General features: G+C 42.3%; 19 protein-coding genes. 6 read left to right on the top strand and 13 right to left on the bottom strand.

Annotated elements, in window-relative coordinates:
• Positions 1-192: 192 nt before the first annotated feature.
• From RWS24_RS08020 to RWS24_RS08035, 4 genes are all read right to left on the bottom strand, one after another.
• Positions 193-684 (bottom strand): hypothetical protein, encoded by a 492-nt coding sequence (locus RWS24_RS08020; protein WP_125352420.1) that lies wholly within the window; start codon positions 682-684, stop codon positions 193-195.
• Positions 681-1,304, bottom strand: coding sequence for an ATP-binding cassette domain-containing protein (locus RWS24_RS08025; protein ID WP_002922687.1), 624 nt, complete (start codon positions 1,302-1,304; stop codon positions 681-683). The genes RWS24_RS08020 and RWS24_RS08025 overlap by 4 nt, the downstream gene beginning before the upstream one ends.
• Positions 1,304-3,286, bottom strand: a complete 1,983-nt coding sequence (locus RWS24_RS08030; RefSeq protein WP_125337579.1) for an ABC transporter permease — start codon at positions 3,284-3,286, stop codon at positions 1,304-1,306. The genes RWS24_RS08025 and RWS24_RS08030 overlap by 1 nt, the downstream gene beginning before the upstream one ends.
• 67 nt (positions 3,287-3,353) lie before the next feature.
• On the bottom strand, positions 3,354-3,692 hold the full coding sequence (locus tag RWS24_RS08035; RefSeq protein ID WP_002894090.1) for a hypothetical protein: 339 nt from the start codon (positions 3,690-3,692) through the stop codon (positions 3,354-3,356).
• Between the two features lie 388 nt (positions 3,693-4,080).
• Between RWS24_RS08035 and RWS24_RS08040 the strand changes: the two genes are divergently transcribed.
• Positions 4,081-4,929 (top strand): helix-turn-helix domain-containing protein, encoded by an 849-nt coding sequence (locus RWS24_RS08040; protein ID WP_125337578.1) that lies wholly within the window; start codon positions 4,081-4,083, stop codon positions 4,927-4,929.
• Between the two features lie 9 nt (positions 4,930-4,938).
• On the opposite strand, the gene RWS24_RS08045 is transcribed toward RWS24_RS08040, so the two are convergent.
• Together RWS24_RS08045 and ruvA are read right to left on the bottom strand one after the other, a co-directional pair.
• Positions 4,939-5,511, bottom strand: a complete 573-nt coding sequence (locus RWS24_RS08045) for a DNA-3-methyladenine glycosylase I (RefSeq protein ID WP_111675155.1) — start codon at positions 5,509-5,511, stop codon at positions 4,939-4,941.
• A 9-nt stretch (positions 5,512-5,520) separates the two neighbouring features.
• A complete protein-coding gene (gene ruvA, locus RWS24_RS08050) occupies positions 5,521-6,111 on the bottom strand; it encodes a Holliday junction branch migration protein RuvA (RefSeq protein WP_009660167.1) in 591 nt (196 codons plus the stop codon).
• Between the two features lie 167 nt (positions 6,112-6,278).
• Here ruvA and RWS24_RS08055 point away from each other — a divergent pair, with 167 nt between their 5' ends.
• On the top strand, positions 6,279-6,782 hold the full coding sequence (locus tag RWS24_RS08055; protein WP_004185136.1) for a helix-turn-helix domain-containing protein: 504 nt from the start codon (positions 6,279-6,281) through the stop codon (positions 6,780-6,782).
• Complete coding sequence (locus RWS24_RS08060) at positions 6,766-7,287, top strand: RDD family protein (protein WP_168956407.1); 522 nt, start codon at positions 6,766-6,768, stop codon at positions 7,285-7,287. Before RWS24_RS08055 ends, RWS24_RS08060 begins: the two co-directional genes overlap by 17 nt.
• Before the next feature lie 35 nt (positions 7,288-7,322).
• On the opposite strand, the gene mutL is transcribed toward RWS24_RS08060, so the two are convergent.
• A complete protein-coding gene (gene mutL, locus RWS24_RS08065) occupies positions 7,323-9,266 on the bottom strand; it encodes a DNA mismatch repair endonuclease MutL (protein ID WP_314366606.1) in 1,944 nt (647 codons plus the stop codon).
• A gap of 184 nt (positions 9,267-9,450) precedes the next feature.
• Between mutL and RWS24_RS08070 the strand changes: the two genes are divergently transcribed.
• Complete coding sequence (locus RWS24_RS08070; protein WP_111675152.1) at positions 9,451-9,891, top strand: LytTR family DNA-binding domain-containing protein; 441 nt, start codon at positions 9,451-9,453, stop codon at positions 9,889-9,891.
• Positions 9,888-10,358, top strand: a complete 471-nt coding sequence (locus RWS24_RS08075) for a DUF3021 family protein (RefSeq protein WP_111675151.1) — start codon at positions 9,888-9,890, stop codon at positions 10,356-10,358. The genes RWS24_RS08070 and RWS24_RS08075 overlap by 4 nt, the downstream gene beginning before the upstream one ends.
• Before the next feature lie 48 nt (positions 10,359-10,406).
• Here the strand turns inward: RWS24_RS08075 and mutS are convergent, their stop codons facing one another.
• Together mutS and argR are read right to left on the bottom strand one after the other, a co-directional pair.
• Complete coding sequence (gene mutS / locus RWS24_RS08080) at positions 10,407-12,956, bottom strand: DNA mismatch repair protein MutS (RefSeq protein ID WP_314366608.1); 2,550 nt, start codon at positions 12,954-12,956, stop codon at positions 10,407-10,409.
• A gap of 75 nt (positions 12,957-13,031) precedes the next feature.
• Positions 13,032-13,469, bottom strand: a complete 438-nt coding sequence (gene argR / locus RWS24_RS08085; RefSeq protein ID WP_072074757.1) for an arginine repressor — start codon at positions 13,467-13,469, stop codon at positions 13,032-13,034.
• A 301-nt stretch (positions 13,470-13,770) separates the two neighbouring features.
• Here argR and argS point away from each other — a divergent pair, with 301 nt between their 5' ends.
• A complete protein-coding gene (argS, locus tag RWS24_RS08090; RefSeq protein ID WP_314366610.1) occupies positions 13,771-15,459 on the top strand; it encodes an arginine--tRNA ligase in 1,689 nt (562 codons plus the stop codon).
• A gap of 31 nt (positions 15,460-15,490) precedes the next feature.
• On the opposite strand, the gene nrdI is transcribed toward argS, so the two are convergent.
• The 4 genes from nrdI to RWS24_RS08110 all read right to left on the bottom strand — a co-directional run bounded on the left by nrdI (position 15,491) and on the right by RWS24_RS08110 (position 19,504).
• Positions 15,491-15,979 (bottom strand): class Ib ribonucleoside-diphosphate reductase assembly flavoprotein NrdI, encoded by a 489-nt coding sequence (gene nrdI / locus RWS24_RS08095; protein WP_314366612.1) that lies wholly within the window; start codon positions 15,977-15,979, stop codon positions 15,491-15,493.
• Between the two features lie 62 nt (positions 15,980-16,041).
• On the bottom strand, positions 16,042-16,560 hold the full coding sequence (locus tag RWS24_RS08100) for a lantibiotic ABC transporter permease (protein WP_268701983.1): 519 nt from the start codon (positions 16,558-16,560) through the stop codon (positions 16,042-16,044).
• A 281-nt stretch (positions 16,561-16,841) separates the two neighbouring features.
• Positions 16,842-17,723 carry an alpha/beta hydrolase gene (locus tag RWS24_RS08105; protein WP_314366616.1) on the bottom strand — a complete coding sequence of 294 codons (882 nt, stop codon included), beginning with the start codon at positions 17,721-17,723 and terminating at the stop codon, positions 16,842-16,844.
• Positions 17,708-19,504: a serine hydrolase domain-containing protein gene (locus tag RWS24_RS08110; protein WP_314366618.1), complete on the bottom strand. Its 1,797-nt coding sequence runs from the start codon at positions 19,502-19,504 to the stop codon at positions 17,708-17,710. Before RWS24_RS08110 ends, RWS24_RS08105 begins: the two co-directional genes overlap by 16 nt.
• Between the last annotated feature and the right edge of the window lie 173 nt (positions 19,505-19,677).

The raw sequence follows: 19,677 nt of genomic DNA on the forward strand, positions 1-19,677 counted from the left end.
TGTTAGAAAACCAAGGAATTTTTTCTATGAAACAAGGAATATAGTCGCACTATTATGAAAGAGAACAGACAAGCAAAGAAAAAAGAGGAAAGTAAAACTGCAGCTACCTTTGACAAATGAGCTGAATCAAGATTTGTATTTCAAAAATTTATTGGAACTTTTGTCTTTATGCGTTTGTCGTGTCATCATAAATTATTTTTTAAACGCTTCGTATAGTTTTTTATAGAACTCTTTCTTTTCTTTTTTTTGATTATTAAACTCTTTTTTGCCGTAATCAAAATTCGCTACTGAAAATCCCTTGCCATCATCAGAAAAAGTGAAGAATTCTATCCCAATCAATTTATTATTTTTAGCATCTACTACAGTAGTTCCTAAATTATTGTTAAATTGTTTAACTTCTTCTTCACTAACTCCAAACCCCATAGCAGTGCCATCTGCAATAATATTTGAAAACACTTCTTCTGAAGATGCTACTTCTTTGACAGATATTAGATAGACAGCATCTTCTGTTTCTACTTGCCTTACCTTATCCCATCTTTCGGTATCATTCGAAGAGATTGTATAGACTGTTAAATCCACCGAAGGTTTATTGGAATTTTCTTTTTTAATCACTTGTTTGCCAATTAAGACGATTGCGAGTACTCCAATGACTAGTAGCAAACTAATATAAATTTTCTTTTTCATGCCTGACTTCCTATATCTTTTATGTCAACGATAACATCAACTTTACTATATACAGCTGGATCATGTGTTGCTATAATAACATAATTATTCTTGGCTGCTTCACTCAATAATAAGTTGATGATTTCATTCCCAATCTCACTATCCAAGGCTCCTGTAGGTTCATCCGCTAAAATAATTTTACGCGGTTTCATTAACATTCTTGCAATAGCTACACGCTGAGCCTGTCCCCCAGACAATTCATATATTTTATGTTTTAAATAGTCCGTAGAAAGGCCTACTTTTTCAAGTATCTCAGATATAATCTTTTTGTCTTTATTGAGGAGTTTTAAATTATCATATACTGTTTTGTTTTCTATCAAAGAATAATTTTGGAATACATACCCAATAGTATTTTTAAAATAGGTTCTTTCTTTGGTTTTCCAAATATCCTGTTTATCAACTAACACTTTTCCACTGTCAATTTTTTCTAGCCTTCCTATAATGTTTAGCAAGGTACTTTTACCTGAACCCGAACCGCCAATCAAGGCGTAGCTTTTCCCAGCTTCAAAGGTTAAATTTAAATCTGTAAATATTTCTTTTGAGCCATATTTTTTTGTAACATTCACAATTTCAATTGTCATTAGTCATCCCCTTTTAGAATTTGAGTGTATCTATCAGATAATTTTCTGAAACTTATTATCATTGACATCATTAAAACCGTTAAAGAAGCAAGACCAATATACAATAACTCTATTTGTCCTGTCATGATAAATGTCAATAAGATAACCATTATAATCGTTATCATAAAATATTTTAGACTTGAAATGGCCATACCTGTTTTCGATAGGCCTAAAATGATTTTTTTGACATAGTCATTCTGTTTTAAGGCAACAAACATTTGAGCATATTGATAAATGAGTAGAAATACAATTCCGCAAATAACTATTTGCAGTATTTTTGAAAGGAGAATTTGGTGCTCTAAAGATTGAATATTAAGTTTCACAGTTTGGTAAACCTCGACTGGATTGATTGAAAAATTCAAACTAGCACTCAAATCGTTGATGTCCTTAATTGCTTCTGGACTAAAAAGTGAGTTATATATGATATTGCTTGCCAAAATAAAATCGTTAGTTTCTACCATTTTATCAGTATCTAATACAACCACTATATTACTCTTACTATTTGTCACACTTTCCAAAGGTAGATTATCTTTATTTTCAGGGACACTACTGCCATTTTCATTGAAATAGAAAAATTCTTGCCCATCAGGAATGACTTGCACCGTAAGATCATCTTTTGTATAGTTTGTACCAGTAAATTGTTCTGCTACAACCGTATTCTCGATTGATGCCTTATTCTCTTTAAATTTATTAGGAATATAGATGGTTGCTATTTTATTATCTAAAATACGATAGTTTGTTCCATTAACTTTATTTTGTACCTTAGCACCTGTTTGATTGATATAAACCAGCTCTTTATTAACCTCTGGATTCGTTATCCCATCACTTTTTAATTGCTTAGAAAAATCTTCTGTAACATGAGAAGTTTTCATAAAATCTGGAACATAGGCTGAAGATGATTTGATATATATAAAATCCAGTTTTTTTAAGGCTTTAGCAATCTCTATATACTTAGCTCCTGAGTCATTTGCTTCTTCTCCATTAGTAACAGATTCATTTTCAATACCCAAAAACTCTAGTCTTTTCCAATCTTTTACTGCACTCCATGGTTCTAAATGCTTTATCTGTATATTTATCTTTGATTGACTAGCCTTTGTTTCCCGTAAAAAGACTCCTGAAACAACTATTATGCTAGAAATAACCGCAAGCCATACGATAAAAATGAGGCTGTTTTTGGCCTTATTTTTTATAATTTCAATAGGCTTTTCAACCTGAATCGTCAGCCAAAATAAAACAAAGGTGATGAGATCAATGATTTGAAAAATTATAAAATTGGTTAGAAGTAGAGAGAAGAATAACTTGGAACTATAGGTGAAGAGACCACTCCCCAGAAAAGAGCCATAGAAAACCATCAATAAAGCAACTAAAATCAGCTCAAAAGTAACAGAAATTAAATAATCCTTTTTTAGGTTATACACAGGCAATCCTAAAGAACGTCTTATCATCCCTTCTTTAATCTTTCTCGCTCTAACAACAAATAAAACAACTAATAAGGTTAAGTAAATTGAAATCATTAACAAAAATCTTAAAGAGCCAGTAAATTGTATCATTCCTCCCATATACCAAGGGTAAGCCATATATACTACTTGCAGACCTGTAGACGTAAGTTTTTTTAAACCATTTGAATCTATTTCCCCTAGAGTATAGTACATCCCTGTTATCGGTATAGACTTTAATTGTTCATGGCTGGCATCATCAAGATTTATATAAGTCAACTGTCCTGAATTCTGAACCACCGGCTTGTATATTTTAACTTTTGTCTCTTCTGATAGGCCACTAATCATTTGATACACTTCTTCATTAGAAAGATTGCTTTTCCCTTGAATGGAGAAGGCACCATCAATTGGTAAAGGTATTGGTTTTTGAGTATCACTAATACTAACCAGACCAATGGCAGCAATTAAGCAAAAAAAGAGTCCTATAACACCTAATTTTAATTTCATAAGCTCCTACCTATATTATAAAAGACCCTATAATATTATTGGGTCTTCCAACTTTCATAAACTATTGTTAAAATTTAAAGTAGTTCCAATGTGCATTTAATCGAACATCATTCCAACTTTTTGTTGAACTTGACATTGCCCATCCATATTTTTGAGAATCAGATGACTTAACAGTTCCCCAAAGATTAGTTATCGAAGATTTTGAACCAATATTATTCGGAGATTTAACATAGTAATTAGAATAACCATAGTTATCATTCACACCATAATTCCATTCATCAATAATCGGATATGGGGCTGGATATGCTACTTCTGCACTAACGATACTAGTCATAGTAGTTAGCCCAAAACCTAAAGAAACTGTAGCTAATAAAGCTAATGTTTTATTTTTAATTCTTATTTTCATAACTACACTCCTATATTGAATATTTTATAGTTTTTAGAGAATATTTTACCTTTCCAATTTATAGCTTAGCTAGTCACAATCAACGACCCCTTGGTCTCACCTCCTTTAATTTTATAGATTCTAATTTTTAAATATATATATATTTAATCTTTGCCTGCTTTTTTGAATTATTTAGACCATTGGACTCGCCCCTTTCCTATTCTATTCACTTTACCACCATGACCACCACCATGGAAGTACACTTGTAGTAACTATTGACGTTACTGCCAGTAAAATTAAATTGTACATTATTTTTTTCATATTTGCCCTCCCTTTTATTTAATGATATACTATTTTAAAACGCTTTCTCAAAACGTAGCTTTTAGTAACATTTTCAAAGAGGGTTCTTATGCGCTGGGATTATGGAAAAATCTATAAAGAAATTAGAAAATCAAAAGGGCTGACTCAAGAAGAAATTTGTGGGGATTTTTTAGCTCGCTCAACTTTGGCACGAATTGAAAGCGGACAAGTCGTGCCAAAGTTCGATACCATGATTTTTTTACTTCGCCAGATAGATATGACACTAGAAGAATTTAAATACATTTGTGATTATTATCAACCTAGTCAGAGACAGAAAATTTTAAATTCTCTTTATAACCAAGGTGAGACTATTGTAGGGACGAAAGGTTTGTTACAATTAAAGAGAGAATGCGAGGCATATCTATGTAAACATTCCGATATTCCGATTAAACATGCTTTAGATAGCATCAATATTACTATTCATCTGAGACAAAATGGAATTTCTGAGACAAAAGAAATTAATGCTACTACCAATAAAATTTGGGCGTATTTAGAAAAACAGGACACTTGGTATGAAAGTGATTTTCGACTTCTTTCTACTATTCTTTATTTCTTCCCTTTAGAAAATATAAAACAATTTACCCAAAAGATTTTAAATAGCATAAAAAAATACCAATCATTCCGCTATGGGAATAATCTACAAATCGGACTCTTAGTCAACCTTTCTACCATCTATCTTTATAATGGATTAAAGAGAGAATGCGCTGAAATCACTAAGTACATTTACGATTTGTCAAAAAAAGAAAAACGTTATGATTCCCTCGGGCTTTCACAGATTCGACTTGGAATTTGCAAAAATGATAACGAATTAATAAAAAAAGGGATTGGTCTACTACAACTTGCCGATGAAAAAGAGCTAGTAAAATCGCTAAAAGAAGAAATTGAAAAATACCGTTGAGAATCTTTCTCAAACGGTATTTCTATGTGGATTAAAGTCACAATCATTTTCATGATCATTGATAAGGCCAGCGGCTTCTAGGAATGAATAGACACAAACGGGACCGACAAATTTGAAGCCTTGCTTTTTCAGCGCCTTGGACATGCTTTCTGACAGCTCTGTCTTAGCTGGCGCTTCCTTGTAGTTCGTAATTTGATTGTCAATCGTTTTGAAATCTACAAAGGACCAGACAAAGTCATTAAAAGAGCCAAACTGCTTTTGAACAGCCAAAAAAGCTTGGGCATTAGCCCTAGTTGCATAAATCTTCATCTTGTTACGGATGATGTCGGGATTATCCAACAAACCATCCAGATCTGCATCTGTCATCTGAGCAATTTTCTGGGCATCATAGAAATGAAAAGCTTCCCGAAAAGCCTGACGTTTATTCAGAATGGTCTCCCAAGAAAGTCCAGCCTGATAGGTCTCCATGCAGAGCAATTCAAATAATTTCTGATTATCATGGAGGGGTTTGCCCCACTCCTCATCATGATAGGCTACATACAAGGAGTTGTTCATTTTTACCCAGCCGCATCGTTTGGTCATAACTTTCTCCTATTTCACCAACATCTTAAGGGCTGACTTGATATAGTTTTCTGCTGTATCCGTCGTTCCTTCAAAGAATTTCTTGATTTTCTTGAGCTCAGCAGCTTTGTAGCCCAGAGCCAGCATGGCTTCCATGGCTTCTTCCAGCTCCTGATTATCCACAGTCTGGACAGGTGCCTTGCTTTCTGCCAGACCATCCGCCGCCACTACCTTGCCTTCCAAGTCCAGCACCATCTGCTGGGCTGTTTTCTTGCCAATTTTAGGAAACTTGGTCAGGTAGGTGATATTTTTCTGCTCAATGGCTTGCACTAAGCCAGCATTATCATCCGCCGCAATAATTGCCAGGGCAGACACTGGGCCGATACCTGAGACTGAAATCAAGCTGAGAAAGAGTTGCTTCTCCTCCTCAGTCGCAAAACCGTACAGGAGCTCCGCGTCTTCCCTCACCACCTGGTGCACATAGACCTTAGCTTCCTGATGAAGACGCCCTGAGTATGCATAGGGGTTGGCCACATGAAGAATATAGCCGATAGAGTTGACTTCCAATACGATGTACTTGGCTGTAATTTTACTGATGATTCCTTTAAAATATTCGTACATAATCTTCCTTCTTTTTGTATCATTTTGCCTATCTAGTATATCATATTTTCTGTCTGGAAACTGCAAATAGAAGTGCAACCAGCGGTTGACAAAATGTACAGGAAGCTGTATTCTCAAGATAAATAAAAGCTGTTAGGATAGAGATAGAAAAAAAGGAGGCTGTGATGATGAAACTCGCTGATAAATTATTTGAACTAAGAAAAGAAAAAGGCTGGTCACAAGAAAAGCTGGCAGAACAAATCAATGTCTCTCGCCAAAGCATTTCCAAGTGGGAATCTGGCCAAGCACTGCCAGAGCTGGAAAAAATTGTAGAGCTGAGCAAGATTTTCCAGGTGACGACAGATTATCTGCTTTTAGAAGAAAGTGACAAACCAGAAATAAAACCTGTCCTCTCAGAAGACGAAAAAGATCGCTACTATAAGGAAGTGAAATCTTATGGTTTCTGGCAGGTTCTGTATATTTTTATATCAGCTCTGGCTATTTTTCTCTTCTTCGCAGGTTCCAGCTTTCCAGCAACATTCACTGCCCTGGTCTGGTTGACTTTCTTCCTCTTAATCGCATCAGCAATGGCTATTAACAAGGCACTAAAGATTAAGAAAAAGTATCTGGACAAGGTTATAGGCCTTGATGATTCTGAGAAAGAAGGTGCTCAAGATGAAACTAAAAACTGACAATCCCATACCTGTCAAAACTCGTCTGAAAGAGCTGCTTGGAGACTGGCTCTTCATCTCATTCTATCTCATTTCTCTTTTTTTACTAGCTATGGGCTTTTACAATCTGGTTCTAGGAGGCATTCCTTCATTCACTGAAGCTCAGAGCCAACTTCTGGCTTTTTCTAGCTCCGTCCTGCCTCTAACTATCATCTTTGCTTGGCTAGACTATCGAAAAGGAAGTCTTGGCAAGCGTTGGGCAGGTTTACAGTTGGTTTACAAACATAGGAGCCTTTCCCACAGCCTTTTGCGCTCTGCTATCAAATTTTTCCCTTGGCAGCTGGGACATATGGGAGCTATCCGTAGTGCTTATCAAGCAGATGCCCTGTCAATTTTCTTGTCAACTTCAGCAGGGATTCTCTTCTTGATCTTTCTGCTGATGGGACTGCTTCGCAAGGACAAACGCCATCCAGCTGATTTGCTTGCTAGAACACAAGTTCAGGTCAAACATCAAAAACAGCTCTAGTTCTATGACTAGGGCTGTTTGATCTTCTATACAGTTTAGTATTTCCCTAACTCCCGCAGGCTAGTATGATTTTCCTGAATGCGGCGGAACATTTTTTCCATATCCGACTTGGTAAAATTGACTAAGACCGGTCGGCCGTGTGGGCAGTTGTAAGGATTGTCACACTGGGACAGCTGAAAGAGCAAGTCACGCGCAGAGTAGTCATCCAGACTGTGATTGGCCTTGATGGAGCGTTTGCAGCTCATCATAATGGCTAGCTCTGCTCGATATTTCTTGATGGAAACTTCCTTGGTCAGGAGAAGCATATCACACATTTCATAGATGCCGGCCTCAATCTCCTCTTCCTTGAACCAAATGGGATGCTCACGGAGGATAAACTGATTGGCTCCATACTCTTCTAAAAAGATGCCAGCGTCTTCTAACAGCTCTATCCGCTGCTTGATTCGCAGCATATCGTCTGCTGGAAATTCAAAGATATAGGGCACTAAGAGCTGCTGCTGGCTATTGTCCACATCCCCAATCTTCTCCCGATAATACTCATACTTGACCCGCTCTTGGGCAGCATGCTGGTCAATAATGTAAAGACCGCCCTTGCCCTGAGCAAAGAGATAGGTACCATGCATCTGGCCGAAATATTCTAACTCTGGGAAGCTTGATTTCTCTTCCTGCTCCAACTTATCCACAGCCCGCTCCAGACTTGCCTGGTCAAGCTCTGGATGGTCTAGTTGGTCATAGCTGGCCGGCTTTCTCTCTGCGAATTTGACCGAAGTCGATTGCGGTTCTGCTTTTTCGTCAGTATTTGCCTGAACAGGATCTGCTGTTTCTTCAAAGGATAACTGCTGCTCGGCCACCTGCGGCTTGAGGAAAAAGTCATTCTGCTCCTTATCGTAGTAGAGGCGATTTTCTTTCAGCGGGAGACTGGTCTGTTCAGGCTTAGTCGCACGCTTAACAGTTGATTTGGCTAGATTTTCCAAAGCATCCGGGATAAGATCCTGTTCCTTGAGACTGGTCGCAATTGCTTGCGAAATCAAGGCCATGAGTTCCCGCTCTTTAGAAATCCTCACCTCTTGCTTGGTCGGATGGACATTGACATCGGCCAGATAGGGGTCAATCTGGATATTGATGACCGCTAGTGGAAAGCGGCCTACCATAAGCTTGCTGCCGTAGCCGTCCAAAATAGCACGATTAAGCAGGAAATTCTTAATGCAGCGGCCGTTGATGAGAATCGTAATATAATTCCGATTCGCACGAGTCAGCTCAGGCAGACTGACATAGCCGCTCACCTCAAAGTCCAGATCTGAAGCAGAGATTTCCACCATTTTCTTGGCTGTTGCCAGACCATAGATGCCTGCAATAGCCTGACGCAGATTGCCACTGCCGGCAGTCCGTGTCATTTCGCGGCCGTCACTGATAAGGGTGAAAGCCACTTCCGGATGGGCCAGACTAAGCCGATTAATCACATCAACGATATGGGATAGCTCAGCCTGCTGGCTCTTCATATACTTGAGCCGGGCTGGAGTATTAAAGAAGAGATCTTCTATCTTGATTTTCGTTCCTACCGGACTGCTAGTAGGCTCATGCTCTTCAATCTCGCCACCCTGGGCAACCAGCAGAGTCCCGTGCTGGCCGGCTTCCGTCGCTGTCTCAATGGTAAAACGCGAGACAGAAGCAATGGAAGGAATGGCCTCACCACGGAAACCCAGCGTCCGAATCCGAAAGAGATCCGCCTGCTTCTTGATTTTACTGGTAGCATGGCGTCGAAGGGCCAGAGGAACATCTTGGTGCTCTATGCCCTCGCCATTGTCCGTTACCTGAATGCTCTTGAGTCCGGCCTCCTCGATTTCGATAGTAATCTGACTTGCACCCGCATCAATTGAATTTTCCACCAGCTCCTTGACCACGCTGCTAGGTCGCTCAATGACCTCACCTGCCGCAATCTGATTGGCCAGAATTTCTGGAAGTTCGATAATTTTTGACATCTTTTTCTCCGTATTTGTTCTGCTATCTATTATAACACATTGGGCTTTTTCTATCAGAAGGGAGCCTTATCTCGACCACTCTGCTCACCATTCAAACCAAATAGACACAGATAGCTGCCACATAGACACAAGGGCTTGTTTTCGCTACTAAGTTGCGGTTTAATAAAGATGAAAGGAGGAAGTTATGAAAGTTAAGCTAAGAATCGATTCTCAAGTCACCGAAGACTCCGTCAGCATTGAGGCTCGCCTTATGACAGAAAGCATTCAGGAATTGGTCCACTTTGCTCAACATCTAGGCAAAGAGGACAAGATTCATGTCAAGAAAGAAGACGACATCTATCTGCTGGACGCTAAGGAAATCCACCGAATCTATACAGAAAATCGTCAGGTTCGGGTCCGAACGGCAAAAGACAGCTATCGAACTCAACAAGCTCTTTATCAATTGCTGCAGATCCTACCGGACTATTTCCTGCAGATTTCTCAGTCGGAGATTATCAACAGCCAACAAATCAGCCACCTCAAGCTGACTCCAAATGGTCTGATTCAAATATTTCTGAAAAACGGCGATCAGACATACTCGTCCCGCCGCTATCTCAAATCCATTAAAGAAAGGTTGCAATTATGAAAACTCGTCTTAAAGAACTCTTTTTCGGAGGGATTGGAGGGATTTTCATCGGTCTCTTCTTCTCCATGATTGTTTCTTATTTTTACAATCCAGCTTATCTACCGCTTCACCCTCGCTCTCCTATCGGCCACTTCTTTTTGAGCCAGCATGTCCATGTTTCCCTCATCATGCTCTACTGCATGCTTATCTGGTTTAACATGGGAGCTGTTTTCAGATGGAGTGGAAGCTTCTTCCAAAGAGATTGGAGCATCCTGCGCTCCGTCGTCAGCCACTATGGAGTGATGATTCTGAGCTTTGCACTTTTGGCTAATCTAGCTGGATTTTTCCCAAGAGAAAAACTACTCAGCCTGACACTGACTGCCGTCGGGGAATTCACCCTCATCTATCTAATCATTTCAGGTGCCATCTACTACCGCACTTACCGCAACATTCAAAAAATCAATAGCCGTTTGTCTAGAAAATCGTGAGAAACAAAAAGAACAGACTTGAGGCATTAACAAGTCTGTTCTTTGCTTTTACAGCTTTTTCTTGAGATCGGCCACTGCTGCCATGACTTCCAGAGGAGTCATATTATAGATGTCCAAGTCTCGTAGTTCAGTCAGGACTGGATTTCCCGATCCTTCTGCGAAAAGAGACATCTGCTCCGCCACTTGCGAACGTGTTTGTCTAGATTCAGCAGGAAGCTCTGAGCCTAGCCCTGTATCCTGACTTTCCAAATGACTCAAAATGCTATCCGCTCGTTCCAGCAATTTCTCAGGAAGTCCGGCAATTTTCGCCACATGGATTCCGTAAGACTTGTCAGCCGGACCTGGCTCAATCTTATGCAGGAAAGTCACCTGCCCGTCCTTTTCCAAGGTTGCCACATGGACATTTTCCAAATGCTCCAAGCTATCCTCCAAGGCTGTCAGCTCATGATAGTGAGTGGCAAAGAGGGTCTTGGCCCCAGTATGGTGATGAATATGCTCGATAATAGCCTGAGCCAGCGCCATCCCATCATAAGTCGCCGTCCCACGGCCCAGCTCATCAAAGAGAATGAGCGAACGCTCGCTGGCCTGCCGAATGGCCCGATTGGCCTCCATCATCTCCACCATAAAAGTGGACTGGCCAGACACCAAATCATCCGCTGCACCGATGCGAGTGAAAATCGCATCGAATAGTGGCAGACTGGCAGACTGAGCGGGCACATAAGATCCCATCTGTGCCATAATGACGATGATAGCCAGCTGGCGCATATAGGTCGATTTCCCGCTCATATTAGGCCCGGTAATCAGCTGGATGTCCGTTTCCTGGTCCAGCAGAATACTATTTGGAATGTAGCTTTGGGCACCCATGACCTTTTCCACAACAGCATGCCGACCTTTTTCAATCTGCAGGCGACGCTCCGCAGTAAAGACGGGACGCACCAAATGTCTCTGCTCTGCCACCGCAGCAAAACTCTGCAGGACATCTACAGCTGCTAGCGTTTGCGCCAAGGCCTGCAAGCGCTGGATGTATTTGCCTACTTCCTCACGGATTCGCATGAAAATCTCGTATTCCAAATTAGCAGATTTTTCACGCGCCTCCAACATCTCGCCCTCAATCCGAGCCAGTTCCTCCGTTCCGAAACGCTCAGAATTTTTCAGGGTCGCCTTGCGAAAGAAATGACTAGGCACATGAGCCAGTTGGGAATTGGTCACGTGGAAGTAGTAACCATCTTTTTTGTTGTAATCAATCTTCAGATTGCTGATGCCGCTGTTGGCACGCTCCTTAACTTCCAGCTCCGCAATCCATCCGGTCCCCTCCCTCAGCACAAGCCGATACTGATCCAAGGTCTCATCAAAACCGGTCCGAATGATATTGCCCTCGGTGATGATATGGGGCGCATCCGAGGAAATAGCTGAGCTAATCAAGCCCGCCAACTCTGGAATAGAATCCAACCCTTCAATCAAACGAGCTAGATGCGGACTGCCAATTCCTTGCAGGATAGCCTTAATCTGAGGCACATTGCCCAATGTTGCTGCCAGCTGCAGCAGATCTTTGGGATTGGTCTTGCCAAAAGACACTCGACTAGCCAGCCGCTCAATATCATAGACTCCCTTGAGGCTCTCCGTCAAATCACTCCGCTCAAAGAAATGATCCAGAAAAACCTCGACGACATTCTGCCGCTGGCTAATTCGCGCTTCATCAATCAGCGGACGCTGGATCCAAGAGCGCAGCATGCGACCCCCCATGGCCGTCTTCGTCTCGTCCATCAGCCAATAAAGACTGCCGTGCTTCTTGCCTGAGCGAGCATTTTCCGTCAAATCCAGACTCGCCTTGGTGGCATAGTCCATTTGCAGAAAGTCCTTGATTTCATAATGCTGAGCCTTCTTCAAATGGCTGAGCTCCCTCATCTGGGTCCGGTGCACATACTCCAGCAGTTTCCCTGCTGCCTGACGTTCCATAGGAGACAGCTCCTCGCCCAGCAGCTGGACATCGTCTAAGGCCGTCTGTACATAGGACAGTAAGAGGTTCATCTGTCCAGCCAAGACCTGCTCCTCAGCTTCTGGCAAGGCATAGCCCAGCACCACTTCCCTAGCTTTCAAATTGCGGATTTCCCCGCAGACCAAGGCAAAGTCCTCTAAACTGGTCACCTGAAACTCACCGGTCACCAAGTCCATATAAGCTAGACCATAGAGGCCGTCTGAGTAATCCAGAGCCACCAGAAAGTTATTAGCAGAGTCCGGCTTACTGGAGTCCACCACTGTCCCCGGCGTGATAACCTGCACGACCTCCCGCTTAACAACCCCCTTGGCTTCTTTGGGGTCTTCCATCTGCTCCGCAATCGCCACCTTATAGCCTGATTCGACCAAAACATCAATATACTGCTGAGCCGAATGATAGGGAACTCCGGCCATGGGAATGGGATTTTCAGCATTTTTATTGCGGCTGGTGAGAGAAATCTCTAAAATCTGCGCGGCATTGACCGCATCATCATAAAATAACTCATAGAAATCTCCCATCCGAAAGAGCAAGAAAGCATCTGGATAGTCCTTTTTGATATCCAAATACTGCTGCATGCCTGGCGATAACTTTTCTACTGCCATCTCTATCCTTTCTAAAAACAAACGAGGTCAGGACTCCCGTCTCAAACCTCTCCATTTTTCCTGAAAAATGTGACCCTACATCACTTCCTGTATTTGCTCCTCAATCTCCTGAGCCGCTGCCTGATCCCGGCAAACCACTAAAAGAGTATTGGCACCTGCAACGGTTCCCAGAATACGGCTATCCAGCGAGCTATCCACGACATTGGCCAGCACTGTTGCCTCGCCCAGCTCAGTACGAAGAACCAGACTAAACTCGGCTCTGGCTACACTCTCCACATGCTTGGCTAAAAACTCTATCAAGTCAATCTCTTCAGTCTCATGCGCCAAAACATAATAAGTCAGACCCTTCTTCTTAACCTTGGTCAGGCCAATTTCACGGAGGTCACGCGACAGGGTAGTCTGCGTTACATAAATCCCTTGCGCTTCCAGACGATCCTGAATCTCCTTTTGCGTTCCTAGCTTTTCTTCCTTAATCATCGTTTTGACTAACTGATGACGGTCATTCTTTCTCATTTTCACCTCATTGTTGAATATTTAGAAGCTGCATTCATGAAGAATACTCCATCCGATGAAAAACTGCTTCTCCATCAATCTTAGGTAAAGATTTGCAGGAATACTGAGAATAAACAAAAAACTTTAACCAAGAGTGTCAGGGAAGGAAGCATTTAGATGGAAAACTCATCTATAAATACAGGTTCTTATCCCTCTTATTATATCAGAAAAATTCATATTAGCCCAAAAATTATTCCCAAAAAAATTGAAGAATCCTTGAAAAATGTGATAAAATAATAACAAAAGACACAAAGGAGCAAATATGGATAACAAACAGTTGATTGCCGGCGAATTGGCCAAGGTTATTGACAGCCTTGATCAAGACGCTATTTTAAATTTATTGGAGCAGCCAAAGAGCTCTGAACTTGGTGATATCGCCTTCCCAGCCTTTTCTCTGGCAAAGACTGAGCGCAAAGCTCCTCAAATCATCGCTGCTGACATCGCTGAAAAGATTGATACAGCGCATTTTGACAAAGTCGTTGCGACTGGTCCTTATGTCAACTTTTTCCTCAGTAAGGCTGAAATTTCTGGCCAAGTAATCAAAGAAGTCATCAAAGACGGAGCTGACTACGGCCAACAGAACGAAGGAAATGGGGAAAATGTCACCATTGACCTATCCAGCCCAAACATTGCCAAGCCTTTCTCAGTTGGCCACTTGCGTTCTACTGTTATCGGTGACGCTCTTTCCAACATCTTCCGCAAGATTGGCTACAACACCATTAAAGTCAACCACTTGGGAGACTGGGGCAAACAGTTTGGTCTCTTGATGGTAGCTTATAAGAAGTGGGGAAGCCAGGAAGCTGTTGAAGCTAACCCTATTGACGAGCTTCTCAAACTCTACGTGCGTATCAATGCCGAGATTGAAAACGACCCATCTCTGGATGAAGAAGGCCGCCTTTGGTTCAAGAAGCTGGAAGATGGCGACCCAGAAGCGACTGAGCTCTGGCAATGGTTCCGCGACGAAAGTCTGATGGAGTTCAACCGTATCTACGAACTCCTAGGTGTCGAATTTGACAGTCTAAACGGTGAAGCCTTCTACAACGACAAGATGGACGAAGGAATTCAAATCCTCGAAGAAAAAGGGCTCCTAGAAGAATCCAAAGGAGCTAGCATTGTAGACTTGGAAGACTTCAACCTTCCGCCTGCTATGATTAAAAAATCAGACGGTGCTACCCTCTACATCACACGTGATATCGCAACAGCCATCTACCGGGCTCGCACTTACAACTTTGTCAAAAATGTCTATGTTGTAGGTCAAGAGCAGGCCAACCACTTCAGACAACTCAAAGCTGTTCTGAAAAAGATGGGCTTTGACTGGAGCGATGACATGATTCACGTTGACTTTGGTCTGGTGACTAAGAACCGTCAAAAACTGTCTACACGTAAAGGAAACATCATCCTGCTCGAACCAACTCTGTTGGAAGCTATCAGCCGAGCTAAGAGCCAGATTGAAGCTAAAAACCCAGATTTGGAAAACAAGGAAGCTGTTGCTCGTGCGGTTGGGGTTGGAGCGGTTAAGTTCTACGACCTCAAAACTGACCGCCGCAATGGTTACGACTTTGATCTGGAAGCTATGGTTTCCTTCGAGGGAGAAACAGGCCCTTACATCCAGTATGCCTATGCTCGTATCCAGTCTATCCTGCGCAAGGCGAACTTCCAGCCAGATGAAGAGGCTACATACAGCCTGAACGATCCTGAAAGCTGGGAAATTATCAAGCTGCTCCAAGACTTCGGTCGCGTTGTCAAGCGTGCTGCTGATAACTATGAGCCATCTCTGATTGCCAAATATGCTATCAGTCTGGCTCAAGCCTTTAACAAATACTATGCACACACACGGATTCTGGACGAAAACCCTGAGCGCGACAGCCGTCTGGCTCTCAGCTACTCAACAGCTGTTGTCCTCAAAGAAGCTCTGCGTTTGCTAGGAGTAGAAGCGCCAGAAAAGATGTAAGCTTGATATAGAACATCAAAAAACGAAAACCTCACTGGTTTTCGTTTTTTTCAATATGATAGAGCTCCTCAATAATCCCTGCAACCTTCTTAATATCTCCCAACATGCCGCGCATTTCAAAATCAGCCAAAACTGGAAAACCAAAGCGCTCTGAATATTGTTTAGCGGTTAGACAATATTGATTATTAAAGTTACGATTGCCACTGCCAATGACACCCAGACACTTGCTAGCATTTTGACCATAGGCGATAAAATCCCCCACATCGGTTGTCAGAATTTCTACATCACCATTATCCACACCGTTGCCCCCCTCCAGATAAGTCGGCAGAAAAGCGATAAAAGGATTGCCCATTTCAAAAAAAGACTGCCCTTCCTTTACCAGGTCTTTGATATGAATCTTCTCTACCTCTAGGCTTGGATGCTGCTCCAGCAAATAGTCTGTCAGCCGACGGACAAAACTCTCTGTATTGCCGCTCAAGCTGATGTAAACCAAGGAAACCTTTGTCATTTTACTCTCCATTCTAAAAAATAACAGATATTGCTTCTTAAAATTGTAAGCACTTATCTGTTATTTGTCAAATCTTATTCGTTTGCAGCTAGTTCCGCTTTTTCAGCCTCTTTCTGCTGCTGGACTAGCTTAAAGATGACGATGGAAAGGAAGATAAGGCTGATGACCACTGACAGGAGGATGGAGAAATTCAACCCCGTCATCTGTGCCGAAAGAAGAGTTGAGTCTGAAAAAGAAGAAGCTATAATTCCCTTTGATACCACATAAGCATAGGCTGTCGAAATCAAGCCCACAAGAACATCGGCAATGTAGATAAGATTGGCCTTAAATATATCTTTCCTAAAAAGGAAGAAAAGAGCCACTATTAAGAGAACGATGTGCCCGTAAAAAAAGAAATTATTGGCTAGCGAATTCGCCACTTCTGCACTCTTGCTAAAATAGGTGGCATACTGGGATTTTGCTGGTTCTTCTATCTGCTTAAGAATGCTTTTCACCCCAGCATCAGAAGAAGTGAACTTGCCAAAAAGTCCCCACAAGGTTCCCACGGTTGACAAGCCCAGCAAAACATAAAGATAAATTGGTTTCTTTTTCATGAACGCCTCCTGTAAAGAAATATTTTCACTTATTATACACCGAAAAGAAAAAGCTGACAAGACCAAGAAGATTTCACCTTTTCAGAAGCCCACACAATAGCTAATTCCCTATCCACATATTTTATTCAAAAATCAAAGCTGAAACACTGCTGTCTCGGCTTTTTTGATTCAAAGAATATGGCTCTATAATTTCTGTAGTGGGTTGATGAAAAGCCCGAAAAAGAGGGATAAGTTGCAGATAAGTGAAAACCTCTAAAGTTGGAAAACTTTAGAGGTTCATGCTAAGGTTGAAAATGCTGGTGCAAGATAGCAAAGTAATCCTGCGGATTATGAAGAAATGGTAAGTGGCCGCTGTTTTTAATCGTTAAGACTTGGGCGCTAGGGTAGCGGCTGATGACAAAATGTTCAGTGGCACCAAAAATATCATTGTCACCAAAGGTCACGGTGATAGGAAAAGGAGGATGTTCTAGGCGGGGCAAGAGAGGGTAGGCAGTGATTTCCTTTCTCGTTTGATTGCTTGCCTGGACTGAAACATTGCTCATGTCTAGTTTCACATCATGAAAGGCTGGATAGTCGGCATTGTAATTACGGACAACTTGGCGAAAGAGAGCCTGCGAAGCCTTGGAACTACCAAGATTGCCGAGCAGAGAATAGATTCCCATTTTTAGCCATTCGATAGTCGTGCAGTGATTTTTATTGTAATTCATCATCTCTTTTTCCATTTGCTGCCACTGCTTGCTCGTGCCTGTTCCCGGAGAGGAAAGAAAGAGACTAAGAACCCGCTCAGGGATTTTGCTGGCGTAGATTTGCGCGTACAATCCGCCCCAGGAATGTCCCAAAAGGTGAAATTTATCTACATTGAAGTGGTCGGCAATCGTGTTGATGTCCGCAATGTAGGCTTCCATGCTGTAGTCGCCACTCAGGCAGGGCGATTTTCTCGTTCCCCGCTGGTGAAAGACAATCAGTTGATAATCTTTTTCGAGCTTAGGGATAAAGAGCTTGAAGTCATCAGGCGTTCCCGGTCCACCGTGCAGCAGGATAATCGTTTCCTTGTCAGGATTGGGATAGCAAACGGTGTAGAGTTGGTCGGATCCGTTTTGAATCATTGTTTCGATTTTTTGAGAATGGGTCATAGCTTTCCTTTCTATTAAAGTGCCCACCATTGGTAGAGGCTCCAGTAGAGGATATTGAGAACGACGATAAGTGAAGCGCTGCTGGTCAAGTAGGTCAAGATTTTTCGACCCTTGCTCACTTGGAAGGTTGAGCGCAGGAAGATGGGCAGCGCAGCATTGACCAGAAAAATCAGTGCTAAGAAGGCAAAGAGAATGGCTTGCCAGCGATAATCGGGCATGTACTTGCCCGAAACGGCAACGATGACGAGACCTGCTAGATTGACTAGGCTAACCAAAATCAGTCCGCAAGTGCCATAATGCCAAATTTTCCAACTTCTTGGAGTCGCTCTTTTACTTTCTTTCCCAAAAAGCAAGCGATACACCTTACCCAAAGCAGCTAACAAAAGAACAAGCACAGCATAAACAACTGCGAGACCCAGCAGAGCGACAGAACCATAATCCTTTACCACCTCCCAAAGCGAGAGCTTTTCTAAATGATTATAGGTTGTTTCAACTTCTGTTCGTCCTTGGTGATGTTGCCAAAGCCAGTAGTTGCTGAGTAGCAGATGACCGTCTTTGATCACATCTTTCACATAAAAAGTATAAACAGGAGTAAGGCGCGAAATAGAGGTCGGGCCTTGCTGAATGGAGCGGGAAGTCCGATACATGCCCTCCTGAAAGTCTTTTTGAGACTGGTTAGGGGCTTGCTTTTTCTTGCCAAAGACTAAATCGGGCAGACCGAAAGAAAAGGTGGCTTCTTCTCTCTGATTTACCATGGTAACCATGCCGATACCCGACTTGAAATCCAGCGAAATCATGGTTGAAAAACCGGCAAAAGAATGACCGCCGTGCCCTAAAATAGAGCCTATCTCATACTCTGTCACCCAAAAGCCGTGGGCATTCTTAGCGACTGCTTTATCTGAGAATGTAGAAGTTGTCTGATACAGTTCATTCCAGGTTTCTGGGCGCTTAAAGAGCTTTTCCTTTCTCAAAAGAGCTTGCGCGAACCGCTTGAAATCGGCAAAAGTCCCTGTCGCCTGCCCCGCTGGATAAATATCCGCGGGAAGCAATTTATCTAGATATAAACTTCCGTTTGTATCATAGGTTTTCTCACCCTGCCGCTTGTCTCGGACATAGGTATTGTCCGACAAATCAGGTAAGAGAGCGGTATGGTTCATGCCCAAAGGCTGGAAAATATGCTCGTGGACATAATCCGCAAAGTCCTGTCCGCTGATGCGCTCCACGATATAGCCTGCTAGAGCTGTACTGTAATTGGAATAGGATGTCACCGTCCCTGGCTCATAAGTTTGAGCGGGCTGGCTTTTTAGTAATTCTTCCAAGCTCTTGCCTGTTCCTGTGTTCAGCGGCGTTTCATCAAAACCCGCTTGGTGGTTCATCAGATCCAGCATGGTAATGGGCTTGTCGTATTTGAGGTGTTTCAGGAAATCCTTGGGCAAATACTCTTTTATATCTGTTTTTAGGTCAATTTTTCCTTCTTCCCAGAGCTGCATGACGCTGAGCCAGACGGTCAATTTGGTGGCAGAGCCCCACTCAAAAACCGAGTTGTCGTCCACAGCCAGCTTCTTTTCCTTGTCCATATAGCCAAAGTTCTTTTGGTAAATGGTTTGGCCGTCCTTATCAAAGACTGCTGCCGCCAGTCCCGCGCTGGTTTTTTCGTGTTCCTTGTGGAAATTTTCAATTTTCTGACCGATTTGGTCATAAGGCGTGCCCGACGGCAATTTTTGCTGGTCAGCTCGAACTTGCGCTGCTCCAAAAGCCACCAAGCCACATGTTACCAGCGCCACAGCGCTTTTCAAAAATGATGTTTTCATGATTGCCTCCTTAAGATGTATTTTCCCCTTTGCACCCTTATCCTAACAAATGGACAATAGCAAATCTACCCCTTTTCGGTAAGTGGTAAGATTTCCTAAGTAAGTGGTAGAAAAAGTAGCTCTATAATTTCTGTAGTGGGTAAAACCGCTGTAGGAATGATGGAGTCTCTTTT

This window comes from uncultured Streptococcus sp. (assembly GCF_963528215.1).
Taxonomy (GTDB): domain Bacteria; phylum Bacillota; class Bacilli; order Lactobacillales; family Streptococcaceae; genus Streptococcus.